Source organism: Azorhizophilus paspali, assembly GCF_043587585.2.
Lineage (GTDB): Bacteria > Pseudomonadota > Gammaproteobacteria > Pseudomonadales > Pseudomonadaceae > Azotobacter > Azotobacter paspali.
Window position 1 is genome coordinate 130,618 of sequence record NZ_CP171449.1, and the last position, 15,850, is coordinate 146,467.

Below are 15,850 nucleotides of genomic sequence, written 5' to 3' on the forward strand. Positions count from 1 at the left end.
GAGAAAAACCATGCTGAAGAAAACGCTCGCCGCCCTGGCCCTGGGTTCCGCTCTGCTGGGCACCGGACAGGCCATGGCCGCCGACTACGTGATCGACAAGGAAGGCCAGCATGCCTTCGTCAACTTCAAGATCAGCCACCTGGGCTACAGCTGGCTGTACGGCACCTTCCGCGACTTCGACGGCAGCTTCAGCTTCGATGCCGCCAAGCCCGAAGCGAGCAAGGTCAAGGTGAACCTGAAGACCGCCAGCGTCGACTCCAACCACGCCGAGCGCGACAAGCACATACGCAGCGCGGACTTTCTAAATGTCGCCAAGTACCCGACCGCGACCTTCGAGTCCACCGGGGTCAAGTCCACCGGCCAGAATACCTTCGATATCACCGGCAACCTGAGCCTCAACGGCGTGACCAAGCCGGTGGTGATCGCCACCAGGTTCATCGGCGAGGGCAAGGATCCCTGGGGCGGCTACCGTGCCGGCTTCGAGGGCAGTACCAAGCTGAAGCTGAAGGACTTCAACATCCAAAAGGACCTCGGTCCGGCCTCCCAGGAGGTGGACCTGATCATCTCAGTGGAAGGCGTGCGCCAATAAGAAACGAAGCCGTTGGCGAAAAGGCCGGCTGGGCGGAGCGCACGCGAGCCCAGCCAGCCGGCAGCAGGGAAGACCGATGCCCGTATCGCAAGATGCGGGCATTGCCGTTCATGGCCCGTGCGAGCGGCCGGCGCCGGCCGCTTTCCGGGACGCCGCCATCGGTATGCGATGCGCCCGGTTTCGACGGCTCTTAATCGGTGCGCCGCCCGTCCGCGTATGCTTTGCCGGCGGAGAAGCGCCAAGCGGGCCAGATGAAGAAGGTGAACAGTATTGCCTCGATGAGCAGGACCGCCGGGGTGAATACCTGGGTCAGATAGCCATCGAAACCGATGGTGAGAAAGCCTGCGCCCGAAACGAGCATGAGCAGGCCGGCGATGATGCGCGTCCCAGGGGTTCTCGAGCCCGCCACCAGCCGGGGGAGGCCGATGAGCAGCGGTCCGCTGCCGAGGGCCAGCCCGATCGTCAGGGTCGGCGCCAGGAAGCTGGAAAACGTCCTGGCCTCGAGGTGTTCGCCCAGGCTGGATGCGAACAGCCGAAGCAGGTACGGCGGCACGACGATCAGGGCACAGCCCAGAAGAAGGGATATCAGTCGGAGCAGAATGGTCATGATCTGGCGCCAGGGATCGGCCACCGACATGGCTGGACTCCGGCGGGACGCCGTGCGGCACGTCCGGACAGCCGGTAGACGATGAGGGCGGATTTCCTCGCACGGTATTTCACCTGCACCCACAATGTCCATTCGGGGGCAGGCTTTTTCAGTCTCGCGGACATGTCCGGCATGGCCGGGCGCTATTGATCGGAGTCGCGGGCGAGGCGCCGTCCGCCGGTGGGCCGCTGCCGCGTTCCTTCATTGGAAGACGGTGGCGTTTGCGTTACTGTGCCGGCTCGCAAGCATGACGACATTTCTTACTATTATCATTTCTTCTAAACCCATATCTCATATGTCCCGGGTTCTGCGCGCATGCCTTCCCCCTCCCATGTCGGACTTCGCCAATGGATTTGGCGAGCATTTGCACGGAGCGCGCTGATACCGCTGTTGCTGGTCGAGACGGTGCTGATTGCCGTCTATCTGATCAGCAACGATTCGATCCGCGATGCGCAGATCGATCACCTGCGGCAAGTCGCCCTGTTCGATTTGCAGTCTTCCGCCCGCCAGGAGTCGCGCAGCATCGACCAGCAACTGGCGCAGGTCGGCGTTCTAACCGAAATGTTCCGCAACCTGACCGCCCGGACCCTGCTGGAGACGCAGGCGAAGCCGCCCGTTCCGCCAGCGCTGGCGAGCACGCCGGACGGGGTGCGCTACAGTCCCGAGGACAAAGGCGGCAGCGCGATCTTCTACGCCCGCTCCACGCCACTGGAGCGCCAGGATCTGGACAAGGTCGCACGGATGGCCACTCTCGATCCGCTGATGAAGGAACTGCAGCAGCGCAACCCGCTGGTCGCCAGCCTCTATTTCAACAGTTGGGACAACTACAACCACATTTATCCGTGGTTTCTCACTCATGAGCAGTACCCTCATGACATGGTCATCCCCAACTACAGCTTCTACTACTTGGCCGACGCCCGGCACAATCCGGGGCGCGGCATGGTCTGGACCGATGTCTACCTCGATCCGGCCGGCCACGGCTGGATGATGTCGGCCATCGCGCCGGTCTATCGGGGCGACTTTCTCGAAGGCGTGGTTGGCCTGGATGTCACGGTCAGCAACCTGCTGAAGCAGATCGGCCGCCTGGAGGTGCCGTGGAGCGGCTACGCCGTGCTGGTTAGCGACGACTTGGACATCATGGCCCTGCCGGAGCCGGGCGAAGCCGATTTCGGCCTCGACGAGCTGACCTTGCACTCCTACGACGAGGCCATCCACAGCGAACTATTCAAGCCGGAGGATTTCAACCTGCGCCGGCGCCCCGCGACCGCCGGACTGGCCGCCGCCATCGTCGAGCGCAACGAGGGGATGATGATGGTGGAGTTCCGCGGCCGCCCCAACCTAGTGGCCTGGACCACTATTCCGCAAACCGGCTGGCATTTGCTGACTGTGGTCGACGAGGCCAAGGTGTTCGCCGAAACCAACAGCCTCGCCAGCCAGTACGAGCGCATCGGCTACCTGATGATCGCCGGCCTACTGGTGTTCTATCTGGTCTTCTTCGGCAGTATGTGGCTGCGTGCCCGCCACCTCAGCGAGCGCCTGTTGTGCCCCATCGACGGTATTTCGCGGATGATGGAGGAGATCGGCAGGGGCAACTGGCGTCCGGCCCGGGTCAGTTCGCAGATCGTCGAGCTGGATGCCATGGCCGGCCACGCCGAGCGCATGGGCGAACAGCTCGAGCAGAGCGAACGACAGAGCCAGCGGACCCAGGAGCGCCTCGAACTGGTGCTCGACAGTGCCACCGAAAGCCTCTGGGAGCAGGACCTGCACAGCCGGCGGATCAGCCTGCGCGGGCGCTTCTGCAAGCGCTTCGGGCTGCCGGCCGGCCCGATCGATCATGAAGCCTTCATGGCGCATGTTCACCCCGAGGACGTGCCGCGGGTCGAGGCGAGCTTTCGGCTCGCCGACAGCCGCGGCGGGTTGTGCGAGGCGGATTTCCGCTTTCGCGACAGCCACGGCTCCTACCACTGGCTGCTCGGCCGCGGCCGGGTGGTCGAGCGCGACCCGGCGACGGGGCAGGCCGTCCTGCTAGCCGGCACCCATGTGGACATCGACACGCTCAAGCGCACCGAGGCCGACCTGCGTCTGGCCATCGGCGAGGCCCAAGCCGCCAGCCTGGCGAAATCGCGCTTCATCTCCAGCATCAGCCACGAACTGCGCACGCCGCTCAACGCCATCTATGGCTTCGCCCAGTTGTTGCGCCTGGGCTACGAGGCACGGGGCGAGACACAAGAGGTGGCCTACCTCGACGAACTTCTGAGGGCTAGCCGGCACCTCAACCAACTGGTCGACGACGTGCTCGACTGGTCCAATCTCCAGACAGCGAAGTTCAGCCTGGAGATGCAGTCCGTCGAGGTGGCGGGACTGATGGCCGAGTGCGCCGAGATGGTCCGCCTGGACGTGGAGACCCGCGGCTTGCGCCTCGACCTGGAGCTGCCCGACAAGAGGCTGCTGGTGCAGGCCGACCCGCGCCGTCTGCGCCAGGTGCTGCTCAACCTGCTGTCCAATGCGATCAAGTACAACAGCCCGGCCGGGCGGATCACCCTGACCTATCAGGCGGAGGCGGGGCGTATCCGGTTGATCGTCGAGGACACCGGTCCCGGCATCGAAGAGTCGCGCCAAGTCCAGTTGTTTGAGCCCTTCCAGCGCCTCGGGCGGGAAAACTCGACGATTCAGGGCACCGGTATCGGTCTATCGCTGTGCCGCCAGTTCGCCCTCCTGATGGGCGGCCGCATGGGCATGAGCAGCGAGCCGGGCATCGGCAGCCGCTTCTGGATCGATCTGCCGCTCGTGCAGGGCGGGACGAGCGTGGGGAGCGTGGCGCGCATCTGCCATGTCGGGGATGACTCCTTCAGCCGGTGCCAGGTGCGCAAGGTGTTGGCCGACCTGGGCGAGGTCAGCGCCATCGACAATGGCAGGGCCGTCCTGGAGCACGTCCTGGCCAGCCCGCCGGACCTGCTGCTGCTCGACCTGAACCTGCCGGACATCGGCGGGGAACGTGTGCTGGAAAGGCTTCGCCAGCATTCGCAAACCCGCTCGTTGCCGGTGATCGTGCTCGGCGCGGCCGCCGATGCCGGGCGTCTGGCCGGGCTCGACTGTCAGGGCAGGCTGGACAAGCCACTGGACCCGGACGAACTGCGTGAGTTGGTCGCCGCCCTGCTTTTCCAGGCGAAGCCGGAACATGCCCCCTGAAAGGACGCGCCGGGCCAAGGGCTTCTCCGGGCCGGCCGCTAGCGGGAAAACCCCGATGCGCGCCCGTGCGGCCGGGTGTGGCAGTTGGCCGCAGGTGCCGAACTTCTGGAATAACCCGTTGATCCATATCAAGTTTCACAAAGGCCCCAAGCTCGCCCCTCGGCCCCCTGCAGGGGTAGCATTAGTCATAGCAGATCAATCAATCTCGTCGGAAGTAGCAGAACATGAAACAACAGATTACCCGTTTGTCCCCCCATCAAAATGGCAAGGTCTGCGGCATTCTGACGGCGGCCACGTCCTTCTTCGTTTTCGTGCCTTTCCTGCTGTTCATCTCGCTGTTCGTGCCCGCCGCAGGCCGGCCGCCGTTCATCACCATCCTGCTCGTACCGCTGTTCTACTTGGTCATGGGCTATCTCGCCGTTCTGATCGGCTGCACCCTGTACAACTTCATGGTCAAGTACATTGGCGGCCTGGAGTTCGACACCAAGGACGAAGCGAACTGACCGCTGCCGATCGGCGAGTCGCCTGCGACTGCAGGAGTTCGCCGACTCGATGAACGATGCCGCCGGGCGAACTTTCGGTTCTCCAGCGGCATGTCTTTTCCGGGGAGCGGTTTTTCGGCCCCGTCAGTCGCCGAATGGCGCGGCAGCACACTGTCCCGGCGAGAGGTGGCGAATCCGCTTTAGGACAGCTCGATCAGTTCGGCCCGCACTTCGGTGCCCTCGATGTGCAGCAGCCCGACCGCTATCGGTAACCGGAAGCGCCGCGGCCCGGCACTGCCGGGGTTGACCAGCAGCATGCCATCCCGTTCGTCGATGCGCGGCTTGTGCGAGTGCCCGCAGACCGCCACCCTGACGCCGCGTGCGACCAAATCGGTCGGCAGATGTTCCGGCTGGTGGACGACATGGAGGCGCAGGCCGCCCAGTTCCAGCTCGGCCTCATGAGGCAAGGCGTCGGCCCATTCGCCATGGTCGTTGTTGCCACGCACCGCCGCGACCGGCGCCAGCCGGCGCAGAGCGTCGAGGATTTCCGGCTTGCCGATGTCGCCGGCGTGGACGATCCATTCGCAGCCTTCGAGTGCGGCCAGTGCCTCTGGGCGCAGCAGGCCGTGGGTATCGGAGATCAGGCCGATTTTCATCGCAGCGCCTCCAGCCTTCTTCACTGTTGCCGGTTTCGCCCGGCGAAAGGGTCGACCTCTGCGAAAAAAACAGCCTCCGCAGAGGCTTCCAGCAGCGTGCGGGGTTCTTCGGATTCGTGGGATGGAAACGGCCGCAAACCTTTCCCATCGATAGCGCTGGCGCTGGAAAACGCTGGCGCGGTTTTCCACGGGCCGGCCTGCATCCCGCGAATCTCTTGCTGGCCCACGCGCCTCCGGCGCTCAGGACGCTCGTCGGGAAAACGCATGCGTTTCCCGATCCGGCTCACTCATCCAGCAGCGCCTTGTTGCGCACCGCGCCCTTATCGGCGCTGGTGGCGAGCAGGGCGTAAGCCTTAAGCGCGGTGCTGACCTTGCGCGCGCGCGGGGCAGCCGGCTTCCAGCCCTTGTGGTCCTGGTGCAGGCGGCGGGCCTTCAGTTCCTCGTCGGACACCAGCAGGTTGATCCTGCGGTTGGGGATGTCGATGAGGATCTTGTCGCCGTCCTCGACCAGGCCGATGGCGCCGCCCGCGGCCGCTTCCGGCGAGGCGTGGCCGATCGACAGGCCCGAGGTGCCTCCGGAGAAGCGGCCGTCGGTGAGCAGGGCGCATTGCTTGCCGAGTCCCTTGGATTTCAGATACGAGGTCGGGTAGAGCATTTCCTGCATGCCGGGGCCGCCTTTCGGACCCTCATAGCGGATCACCACCACGTCGCCGGGCTTGACCTCGTCGCCGAGGATGCCCTTTACCGCGGCGTCCTGGCTTTCGAAGATCTTCGCGGTGCCCTCGAATACCAGGATGGATTCATCCACGCCGGCGGTCTTCACCACGCAGCCGTCCAGGGCGATGTTGCCATACAGCACGGCCAGGCCGCCTTCCGTGGAGAAAGCGTGTTCCAGGTCGCGGATGCAGCCTTCGGCGCGGTCTAGGTCCAGGCTGTCCCAGCGTTCGCTCTGGCTGAAGGCTTCCTGGGAAGGAATGCCGGCCGGGCCGGCCTTGAAAAAGGTATGCACGGCTTGATCTCGGTTGACCCGCACATCCCATTTTTCGATGGCTTCGCCCAGGGTCTTGCTGTGAACGGTGGCGACTTCGGTGTTCAGCAGGCCGGCACGGGCCAGTTCGCCGAGAATGGCGACGATGCCGCCGGCGCGATGCACGTCCTCGATGTGGTACTTGGGCGTGTTCGGCGCCACCTTGCAGAGTTGCGGCACCTGGCGCGACAGGGCGTCGATGGCGTGCAGGTCGAAGTCCACTTCGGCTTCCTGGGCCGCCGCCAGCAGGTGCAGGATAGTGTTGGTCGAGCCGCCCATGGCGATGTCCAAGGTCATGGCGTTCTCGAAGGCCGCGCGGCTGGCGATGGCGCGCGGCAGTACGGATTCGTCGCCTTCCTGGTAGTAGCGGCGGCACAGGTCGACGATGGTGCGCCCGGCTTGCAGGAAGAGTTCCCGGCGGTCGGCATGGGTGGCGACGATGGTGCCGTTGCCCGGCAGCGACAGGCCCAGGGCTTCGGTCAGGCAGTTCATCGAGTTGGCGGTGAACATGCCGGAACAGGAGCCACAGGTGGGACAGGCGCTGCGTTCGTATGCCTCGACCTTTTCGTCGGAGGCGCTGCTGTCGGCGGCGATGACCATCGCATCCACCAGATCCAGGCCGTGCTGGGACAGCTTGGTCTTGCCGGCCTCCATCGGCCCGCCGGAGACGAACACCACCGGGATGTTCAGGCGCAGGGCGGCCATCAGCATGCCGGGGGTGATCTTGTCGCAGTTGGAGATGCACACCAGCGCGTCGGCGCAATGGGCGTTGACCATGTATTCCACCGAGTCGGCGATGATCTCGCGGCTCGGTAGCGAATAGAGCATGCCATCGTGGCCCATGGCGATACCGTCGTCGACGGCGATGGTGTCGAATTCCTTGGCCACGCCGCCGGCCTTCTCGATCTCGCGGGCGACCAACTGGCCGAGGTCCTTCAGGTGCACATGGCCAGGCACGAACTGGGTGAAGGAGTTGGCGACGGCGATGATCGGCTTCTTGAAGTCCTCGTCCTTCATCCCGGTGGCGCGCCACAGCGCACGGGCGCCGGCCATGTTGCGGCCGAAGGTGGAGGTTTTCGAGCGATAGTCAGGCATGACGGTTCTCGGAATTTCAGGCGGATACGGGGCTGTGGAGGATAACGCGATTGGGGGGAGGGTGCATCGGGTGGGGGATGTGGGGGGACGCAGGAAAGAGGCTGGACCTTTCGGCTGCTTGTGAATGGAAGCGACCCAGCCGATCACGACAGACCCGAGTCGAGCAGGCTTGGACGAGCGCCTAGCTACATGAAGGTCAGATAAGGCCGAACTGCCTGCACGATCTGAGTCAGCTCGTGCTTGAGTAGCATCTCCAGATACTGATCGACGGTGAATGGCGGATTCTTCAGCGAATTCTAATTTTGCCCAGCATGCGTTGCAGTTCGCGGATCTGCCTCAGGGCATCGGCCAGCTCCGAAGCGAGCACCACGGCTTCGCCGGCAGTGACCGCCGACAGGCTGCCGTCCTGGTAGAGCTTGCGCCAATGGAACAACTGGTTGGGGTTGATGCCGTTGCACCTAGCCACCACCGAGACGCTTTGTCCCGGCTCTAAGCTCTCGCGAACCATAGCGAGCTTCTCCTCGACGCCCGAGGTGCAGCGTCAGTTGCAGGAGCACAGCTTGCGGGCTCGCGAGGGGCAGATCATTGATGCCAGCATCGTTCGCGCACCGATCCAGCACAACACGGCCGATGAGCAGGCCATGGGCCGTACCGGTCGAATGGTCGCCCGCCAAGCGCCGGCAAATCGGCTGGAGGCCATCTATCCAGCGCAAGGGCCAGGCCGGCAAGCCGATCGGTGAACGGGACAAGGCACGAAACAAACGCATGGCCAGTCCCCGAGCCCGGGTCGAACAGGTCTTTGCCAGCCTGGCCCAGATGGGCAGTATTACCGTGTGAGCGTCGAGCCTGAAGGGTAGCTCTGCTGTAAGCACGAGCGTATTTCATCGCTCAGCATGATTCAAATGGCGGTTTTTAGAGGTGCCCTATTGCCGTCAGTGGCCAACGGATTGCCCGTTAACTGTTTCCGAGCTTCGGCTGCCTGTCAAGACTCCTCCAAGCTCCAATCCCCTCCTCATTTGTAGTTGGCACAGCTCGTAGCAACCAAGGGCCATGTCTCGGCCCTTGTCGATCGCTGCGCAATATATATTCATCTCGGAGGTACGGGAATAGCATTAAGCCTCCCAGGTAAAGGCACTCTGGCAAAGGCAGCTTGAACAGCCGCCTCAAGCTGAGGATCGACAGGTGAGCTTTCATTTAAATCATATTCTACTTGAACATCTGGACTAATACCGACACCTTCAATTTTATTACCATCCAATCGCAGTTCAGCTGAAGAAAGGAGTAAAAAGTACGGCTTATCCCTGTCATTGAAAATCGCCTCGCCTAATGAAAATGCCCCCTGCGTAGTAGTTCCCAGCAATAAAGCCCTACCCGTTTTCTTGAATTGATAGGCAAGCGCCTCCTTGCCAGATCGCGTACCCTCATTGACAAGAACGACCATCGGTCCATCAAAATGCCATTTATTTATCTGCGGCTCCGCCTTGTGCTGCAAGGTCTCTTTTCGATTGATGATAGAAAAACTGAAGTAATCTTTTCGGTCGGCAAAAAACAAATCCAGATAGTCATACCATGCGCCACCGAAACCTCCACGCAAATCCAGAACTATGGCATCGGCCTTCCCCAACCTCTCCGTCACGCCATCATGGAACGTCTTTAAAATATCCTTGTGCGTTCCGGACCACAATCTGACATAACCTACACGCCGACCATCCTTTTCATAGGTCCGAATGCTATTTGAAATGGCCCGTTCGAATGACTGGTTTGGATTTTCCCTGACCGCACTGACCACGATAGTCATGACCTCCTCATTACGCTGAACCAGCAGACGAACATCGTGACCTTCTGGGTTAAAGGATCGATACGGGTGAAAATCCGCATTATTGGCTTTTAGTAAACGATCTCCGCGCCTGAGTCCTGCGCGCTCTGCGGGATATCCATTCAAGACCTCGCGAACAATATATTGCCCATCATCAACCATAAACTGAGCACCGATATGGTTTACCTCTGGCTTAGCGATATCTCGCGTATCAAACATCGACCTGAAAAGATAGAAATCGATCGTCTGATCATCATAGAACTGCGTATGAGATACATGAAGGGCGCTTAAAAGCCGATTAATCAACGGTGTCAACTCATAAACATTAGCCATCGACGATGCCTGCTCATGCAAGCGTTGATATTGAGCATCCGTAAAGTGCACATCAACCAAATCATGAGGATAAACCTTCTCCTTTGCCACACGCCAAAACTGATCGAATATTGCCGAAGGTGACTCTTCAGCTCTGGCACAACTGGAAACAACCAAAAGGATACCCAGAGCAACTCTCAATCTCCGCATATCACCACTCTCCCTCAAGCTCATTGATTACCAATTTTAGAAGCCTGCTTGCTTCCAATCATAAAAATTCAATATCCAGATGCTCAAAACTCACTCAATCAAATATATCAACCTCAGTAGCCATGATGGCAGTCCCACGACTCGGACTTACATACATGCGCAACGTCAATCATATAAACCTACCTTCTCAATAAGGCTCTTCATGGATTCCGGACTGTTACGCCAGAGGACACTGAGCAGGGGTTGAAGCAGCCCTTTGCCCCGTATCCGGACGTTGTGGACGAGCTGGAAGAAGCCCAGGTATAGCGGCAACTTCTCTTGGAAGAGGTCCCGATGGGGACGCAGCCAGGAGCGTAACAGTGACCAGACGCCTTCAATCGTGTCGACATGCACCTCATGGAGGCCATCCCCGTCCTCGTCCCGCGCGTACTCACCCCGGCCATGGCAGACCGTGCGATGCTCGTAGCCCCACTCGCACAGGCGGCCATAGATGCCGTACTCGTCACTGTAGACCTGAGTGCCTGGGCGAATCATTGCCTGGATCAGCGGTTCGATAGTCTGCTGCTGGACGTTGACCAGCATCTGGATCACCACCTGTCCGCCACGCTGGACCATCCCCAAGCGCGCAGTTGCTCGGTCATGCGCTGCACATCACCCTCATCGAGGCCCAATTCCTGGGTAGTCTGGCGGTTGGAGACGTTCAGCCGCATCAGGTACAAACACACCAGCCACGCCCGCAGGGGCTGATGGTGACCGGCGAACACCGTTCCGGTCAGCTCATCGAAGTAGCGCCCACAGACGGTGCGGCGATACTTCTGCCGTGCCGGCTGGGTCGGGTCGCGACCTTGCCTGGTGATCCGGGCCGCGTATCCGCTCGGGCCAGCGCTGCGCGCGCACCGCCTCGTAGCATGGGGTATCGTCCAGCCGGTTCTGAAGGTGGATCATCGGCTGACACTCGGGGCCTCATCGGAGCACGTAGCTTAGCCGGCCCGGTCCCAGTCAAACGGGATGTCCTGAACTGTCTGGAATCCATGAAGAGCCATCAATAAAATTGCAAATTGCTATAGTATTAATGTCGTAATGCATACGCATATCGATATGCAAGCAATTTTTACTGCAAAAAACCCAATGCAATAAAAATATATCCTTTCATGATTTTTCTATATAATAAAAATATTATTCAGGTTTGCAAATACCCATAAAAATGTTATGGTCAATGTGCTTCAAAAGCACATCAATCATTCATTTATTATGGAAGTTACAATGAAAAACGAAGGAAATTTTGAATGGGTAGAAATTCCTGGCAGCATCAACCATAAGGTTCGCCCGGGAACAGAGGCTAGCTTTTGCTATGGAAGTAGCGCCTGTATTGCTCCACCTTTGAAGTTGATGGATGATATGTCGATCGAAGAGTTCGAAGCCCATCTCGCATTATCCGAAGCGTTGGTGGAGAACTCATTGCGCCAAAAGGCCGCCTAGTGCATAGAGAAATATCTCAGCACTTCTAAACCTCAAGGGCAGGCACTACTCGACGAGGGGGCCTGTTCCCTTTGACCATCAGCCATATAGGCAAGCTATTTCGCGCACAGGTATTGAGCCATGGATTGCCGCCATCAACCCACTCACTGGAAGCCCTCTAAATATAACTGGATACTACCCATTGATGCTATGGGCGGAGGTGGGGCAATTTATAATGCCTATACTGGAGCATGCCTAGATTTTGGCGAAAATGATTTCAGACGAATAAAAGCCCTGCTAAACAGTACGCAAGACACTATAGACTTTCACCTGCTGGGGGACTCTGCCATCCCCTTGGGCGGTGCCCTTATCGCTGGAGGAATGGTAGTCGAATATGGTTTCGACGAATTAGCCGACTTAGAAAAGCGTATCAACAGTAAAAAAATAGATGAATTTCCATTGGTGCTGACTATAACGCCAACCTTCTCATGCAATCTTGGCTGTAGCTATTGCTTTGTTGGCAAGAAAAAAGGTCTGATGAGTCGGAAGACAGAGCACGAAGTGATAAGCTTCGTTAAAAGCCATTTAGACTCAGGTAATATACCTGCATTTAGCGTAGACTGGTTCGGAGGAGAACCGCTCTTGGCAAGAAGGTCGATAGGTAGGCTATCAAGCACCTTCATTGAGCTTTGTGCCGAAAAGGCGATTCCATACCGCGCGCACCTTATTACGAACGGCACACTTCTAGATACTGAAATTGCAGATCAGCTTGAATCCTGGGGAATAGATCGAATACAAATCACGCTTGATGGTAAAAGATCGACCCATGATGCACGAAGACCATGGAAAGGGCCGTCACATAATATTATTGCCAAATCATCGTTTGACGACACCCTATCCGGCATTGAGCATGTCATTGGTCGCGTTGCTATACGCCTTAGAATAAACGTTGATCGAAACAATCTAGAAGAGGCCTTCTCGCTGCTTCACATGTTCGATCAACGCGGCTGGTTGTCGCCAGACTTGCAATTCTATCCATATCTATCAATGGTAACTGACTTTACGAATGCTGCCACAGGAAAATGGTCGTTATCCGAGGCATGTTTTCCAGATGAATTCTATAGGGCTTATCAAAAATGGCTTGACCTCCTTAACACTCGCGGCCTTTCAGTGGCCGGAGAACGTCTATATGGATTTCCACAGCCAATTACCACGGCGTGTGGTGCATTTAGCGAGAGAGGCTGGATTATAAGTTTTGACGGACAACTCCACAAATGTGGACTGGATAGCGACACTGACAACCGATCAATTGGATTTCTTGGAAAAGAGAAGGATCAAAGTAACTCGAATGCCTTGTATTGGTCGAATTACAATCCAGCCACGAATTCCGAGTGCCGACAATGTCGGGCTTTTCCAGTTTGTCTTGGCGGTTGTGCGAGAGACCGAAGAGATAACCGTGACAAAGCTATGCTCGACAACTGCGAGTTTCATCATAAATATGAGCCTTTAATAGTTGCCCAACATATACGCATGCGTCGAGAAAATAATCTAAAGGCCCGTATTGGCTCAGGAAAAACCAATCAATAAGTTGTAATAGGAATTCATCTGACACCGGTCCTATGCCGGTGTTGCCTTATTCCACGTTAGGGAAATCCTGAAAAAGACTTCCCGATTCTGCTGAAATACGTCCGTCCCATTGCCCGAGTTCTCCGATGAAGCAATTGTCCTTCGCCGACGCCGAGTACGCCGGCAAGCGCAAGCAGACCGCCGCGAGCGCTTCCTGCTCGAAATGGACCAGGTGGTGCCGTGGGCAGGGCTGATTGCCCTGATCGAGCCCCACTCTCCCAAGGCCGAAGGCGGTCGGCCTGCCTATCCGCTGGCAGCCCTGCTGCGTGTGCACCTGATGCAGAACGGGTTCGGCTACAGCGATCCGGCGATGGAGGAGGCGCTGTACGAAACCACTCTGCTGCGACAGTTCGCCGGGCTGAGCCTGGAGTGCATCTCGGACGAGACCACGATCCTTAACTTTCGCCGCCTGCTGGAGAAGCACGAACTGGCCGGAGGAATACTGGAGGTGATCGACGGCTACCTGGGCGAACGCGGGCTGTCGCTGCGCCAGGGGACCCTCGTCGACGCCACCTTGATCCATGCACCGAGCTCGACCAAGAACCAGGACGGCAAGCGCGACCCGGAAATGCACTCGACCAAGAAGGGCAACCAGTACTACTTCGGCGCGAAAGCGCACATTGGCGCCGACGATGAATCGGGCCTGGTGCACAGCGTGGTGGTCACCGCGGCCAACGTGGCGGATGTCACCCAGGTCGACCAACTGCTGCATGGCGAGGAAAACGTGGTCTGTGCCGATGCCGGTTATACCGGGGTCGAGAAGCGCCCCGAACATGAGGGGCGTCAGGTCATCTGGCAGATCGCGGTCCGGCGCAGTACCTACAAGAAACATGGCAAACACAGCGTGCTCTACAAGCAGATCCGCACGATCGAGAGAGCCAAGGCACAGGTACGCGCGAAGGCCGAGCATCCGTTTCGGGTGATCAAGCGGCAGTTTCGCTACACCAGGGTGCGTTTCCGAGGGCTGGTGAAGAACACCGCACAGCTGGTGGCGCTGTTCGCCCTATCGAACCTTTGGATGGCGCGCCGACATTTACTGGCGAATGCAGGAGAGGTGGGCCTGTAATGCGGGAAACGGTCGCCGCGACGTGCTCGTGGTGGCTAAAAACGCAGAAGCGAGCGGATGATCCGATCGTTTTTGATCGATTCTCCGCGTTCAGAGTCGGCGGGGGCTGAAGTCAGCCAGAAATACATGACTACTTCAGACCATCCCAAGGATATCGCTTTGATAACGACAGGCGCCCCTGCCTCAATTAAAGTGGATGCCTATCCGTACCAAATATTTGGTGCAATCAAGAGTGCGGTGAGCTGGATCAGCGCCGACTCGGAAGAGGACACCACTGTTGCAGGTAGAGAACATGGTGGACGCCATTACGTTCTGGAAGCGGATATTGGTGCCTGGGAACTCGGTGGAGAAGGCAGTAGGCTAAAACCGGGAATGTCGGCATCAATAGATATGACGACGCAAGAAAAAACTCTTCTTTCAATCATATTTTTACCGGTACTGAAAAACATAGACCAAGCAGTCTGAAGACCATAAGATGCACAAATCAAGAATATACGGATGTTTAGTCGTAGCACTTCTCTTCAGCCAACTTTCTCTCGCTGAATCTGCGAAGATCGATGACCTAGAGATTGAATATGCAAAGCGCAATCTCGCCCCCGAGGAACTAGAGCATTTTTTGAAAACACGAATTCGACATACAGGGGTTGCTCTTCCTGGTCATTTCGGGCCTCCTCTCCCGCTCAGACAAGGAGACCAGAATGGCTCGAGCATACAGTGCCGATCTTCGCCGACGCGTCGTCGACGCGGCCATGGGCGGGCTGTCGGCTCGGCAGGCTGCCGAGCGATTCGACATCGGCACGGCGACGGCGATCGTCTGGGTACGGCGCTTTCGGGAAGGCGGGGAACTCGTCGCCCGCCGACAGGGCAAGCCCCGGGGCTTGCGGCTCGATCCCCATGCGCACTACCTGCTCGGCCTGCTCGAGCAAACCCCCGACTTGACGCTGGCCGAGCTCGCCGCAACCCTCGAGCGGGAGCGCGGTATTCGGGTCAGCCTGGCGACGGTATGGACGTTTCTCGACCGGCACGGCATGACGTTCAAAAAAAGACCGCGCATGCGGCCGAGCAGCAGCGGCCGGACGTCCAGGCAGCGCGACAGGAGTGGCTCGAGGAACAACCCGGCTTCGACTGGCGCAAGCTGATCGTCGTCGACGAAACCGCCGCCGCGACCAACCTGGCCCGCCTACGAGGCTGGGCCCCTCGCGGCGAGCGCTGCCTGGCCGCGGTCCCTCACGGTCACTGGAAAACCACGACCTTTACCGCCGGCCTGCGCGTGGATGGGCTAACTGCTCCGCTGGTGCTCGACGGCGCCATGAACGGCCCGGCCTTCCTGGCCTATGTCGGGCAGGTCCTGGTTCCCGAGCTGACGCCCGGCGATATCGTGGTGATGGACAACCTGCCGGCCCACAAGGTGGCGGGGGTACGCCAGGCCATTGAAGGCGCAGGAGCCACACTGCGCTACCTGCCTCCCTATAGCCCCGACCTGAACCCGATCGAAAGGGCATTCTCCAAGCTCAAGGCGCTGCTGCGAAAGGCGGCGGCGCGGACCGTGCCGCAGCTGTGGCAGAGCATTGGCGAGGCGATTGCGCAGTTCTCGGCGCAGGACTGCAGGCACTACTTCGAGGGAGCCGGATATGAATCAGAATAAGGTAAAAATGCTCTAGACAGCCATTCGGCCGCA

General features: G+C 59.1%; 15 protein-coding genes and 2 pseudogenes. 9 read left to right on the forward strand and 8 right to left on the reverse strand.

What is annotated here, in order from left to right:
• Positions 1–10 precede the first annotated feature (10 nt).
• Complete coding sequence (locus ACGI6K_RS00730; protein ID WP_376946361.1) at positions 11–589, forward strand: YceI family protein; 579 nt, start codon at positions 11–13, stop codon at positions 587–589.
• Between the two features lie 190 nt (positions 590–779).
• On the opposite strand, the gene ACGI6K_RS00735 is transcribed toward ACGI6K_RS00730, so the two are convergent.
• Positions 780–1,226 (reverse strand): hypothetical protein, encoded by a 447-nt coding sequence (locus tag ACGI6K_RS00735; RefSeq protein ID WP_376946359.1) that lies wholly within the window; start codon positions 1,224–1,226, stop codon positions 780–782.
• 324 nt (positions 1,227–1,550) lie between these two features.
• Here ACGI6K_RS00735 and ACGI6K_RS00740 point away from each other — a divergent pair, with 324 nt between their 5' ends.
• Entirely contained in the window at positions 1,551–4,424 is a 2,874-nt protein-coding gene (locus ACGI6K_RS00740) for an ATP-binding protein (protein WP_376946357.1), read from the forward strand.
• 224 nt (positions 4,425–4,648) lie between these two features.
• Entirely contained in the window at positions 4,649–4,927 is a 279-nt protein-coding gene (locus tag ACGI6K_RS00745) for a hypothetical protein (protein WP_376946355.1), read from the forward strand.
• A gap of 179 nt (positions 4,928–5,106) precedes the next feature.
• On the opposite strand, the gene ACGI6K_RS00750 is transcribed toward ACGI6K_RS00745, so the two are convergent.
• From ACGI6K_RS00750 to ACGI6K_RS00765, 4 genes and pseudogenes are all read right to left on the reverse strand, one after another.
• Complete coding sequence (locus ACGI6K_RS00750; RefSeq protein ID WP_376946353.1) at positions 5,107–5,562, reverse strand: metallophosphoesterase family protein; 456 nt, start codon at positions 5,560–5,562, stop codon at positions 5,107–5,109.
• Positions 5,563–5,582: 20 nt separating this feature from the next.
• Positions 5,583–5,828, reverse strand: a complete 246-nt coding sequence (locus ACGI6K_RS00755; protein WP_376946351.1) for a hypothetical protein — start codon at positions 5,826–5,828, stop codon at positions 5,583–5,585.
• 17 nt (positions 5,829–5,845) lie between these two features.
• A complete protein-coding gene (gene ilvD / locus ACGI6K_RS00760) occupies positions 5,846–7,684 on the reverse strand; it encodes a dihydroxy-acid dehydratase (RefSeq protein WP_376946349.1) in 1,839 nt (612 codons plus the stop codon).
• Between the two features lie 301 nt (positions 7,685–7,985).
• Positions 7,986–8,207: pseudogene (locus ACGI6K_RS00765) on the reverse strand (transposase); the annotation flags it as partial.
• A 107-nt stretch (positions 8,208–8,314) separates the two neighbouring features.
• Between ACGI6K_RS00765 and ACGI6K_RS00770 the strand changes: the two are divergent.
• Positions 8,315–8,521: a hypothetical protein gene (locus tag ACGI6K_RS00770; RefSeq protein ID WP_376946347.1), complete on the forward strand. Its 207-nt coding sequence runs from the start codon at positions 8,315–8,317 to the stop codon at positions 8,519–8,521.
• Positions 8,522–8,771: 250 nt separating this feature from the next.
• On the opposite strand, the gene ACGI6K_RS00775 is transcribed toward ACGI6K_RS00770, so the two are convergent.
• The 3 genes from ACGI6K_RS00775 to ACGI6K_RS00785 form a co-directional block, all read right to left on the reverse strand.
• Positions 8,772–10,013, reverse strand: a complete 1,242-nt coding sequence (locus ACGI6K_RS00775; protein WP_377968951.1) for a S41 family peptidase — start codon at positions 10,011–10,013, stop codon at positions 8,772–8,774.
• 174 nt (positions 10,014–10,187) lie between these two features.
• On the reverse strand, positions 10,188–10,604 hold the full coding sequence (locus tag ACGI6K_RS00780) for a transposase (RefSeq protein WP_376946343.1): 417 nt from the start codon (positions 10,602–10,604) through the stop codon (positions 10,188–10,190).
• Between the two features lie 5 nt (positions 10,605–10,609).
• Complete coding sequence (locus ACGI6K_RS00785) at positions 10,610–10,732, reverse strand: hypothetical protein (RefSeq protein WP_394543271.1); 123 nt, start codon at positions 10,730–10,732, stop codon at positions 10,610–10,612.
• Positions 10,733–11,231: 499 nt separating this feature from the next.
• On the opposite strand from ACGI6K_RS00785, the gene ACGI6K_RS00790 reads away from it, so the two are divergent.
• From ACGI6K_RS00790 to ACGI6K_RS00810, 5 genes and pseudogenes are all read left to right on the forward strand, one after another.
• Positions 11,232–11,501, forward strand: coding sequence for a hypothetical protein (locus ACGI6K_RS00790; protein ID WP_377968952.1), 270 nt, complete (start codon positions 11,232–11,234; stop codon positions 11,499–11,501).
• A 120-nt stretch (positions 11,502–11,621) separates the two neighbouring features.
• A complete protein-coding gene (locus ACGI6K_RS00795) occupies positions 11,622–13,067 on the forward strand; it encodes a radical SAM protein (protein ID WP_376946337.1) in 1,446 nt (481 codons plus the stop codon).
• Positions 13,068–13,192: 125 nt separating this feature from the next.
• Positions 13,193–14,172: pseudogene (locus ACGI6K_RS00800) on the forward strand (IS5 family transposase).
• Between the two features lie 57 nt (positions 14,173–14,229).
• Positions 14,230–14,637 (forward strand): hypothetical protein, encoded by a 408-nt coding sequence (locus ACGI6K_RS00805; RefSeq protein ID WP_376946335.1) that lies wholly within the window; start codon positions 14,230–14,232, stop codon positions 14,635–14,637.
• Between the two features lie 233 nt (positions 14,638–14,870).
• Positions 14,871–15,817, forward strand: a protein-coding gene (locus ACGI6K_RS00810; RefSeq protein WP_394543274.1) for an IS630 family transposase whose coding sequence is annotated in 2 segments (ribosomal slippage) — positions 14,871–15,210 and positions 15,210–15,817 — 948 coding nt in all. Because the reading frame shifts where the segments join, the coding sequence is not laid out codon by codon here.
• The last annotated feature ends 33 nt before the right edge of the window (positions 15,818–15,850 follow it).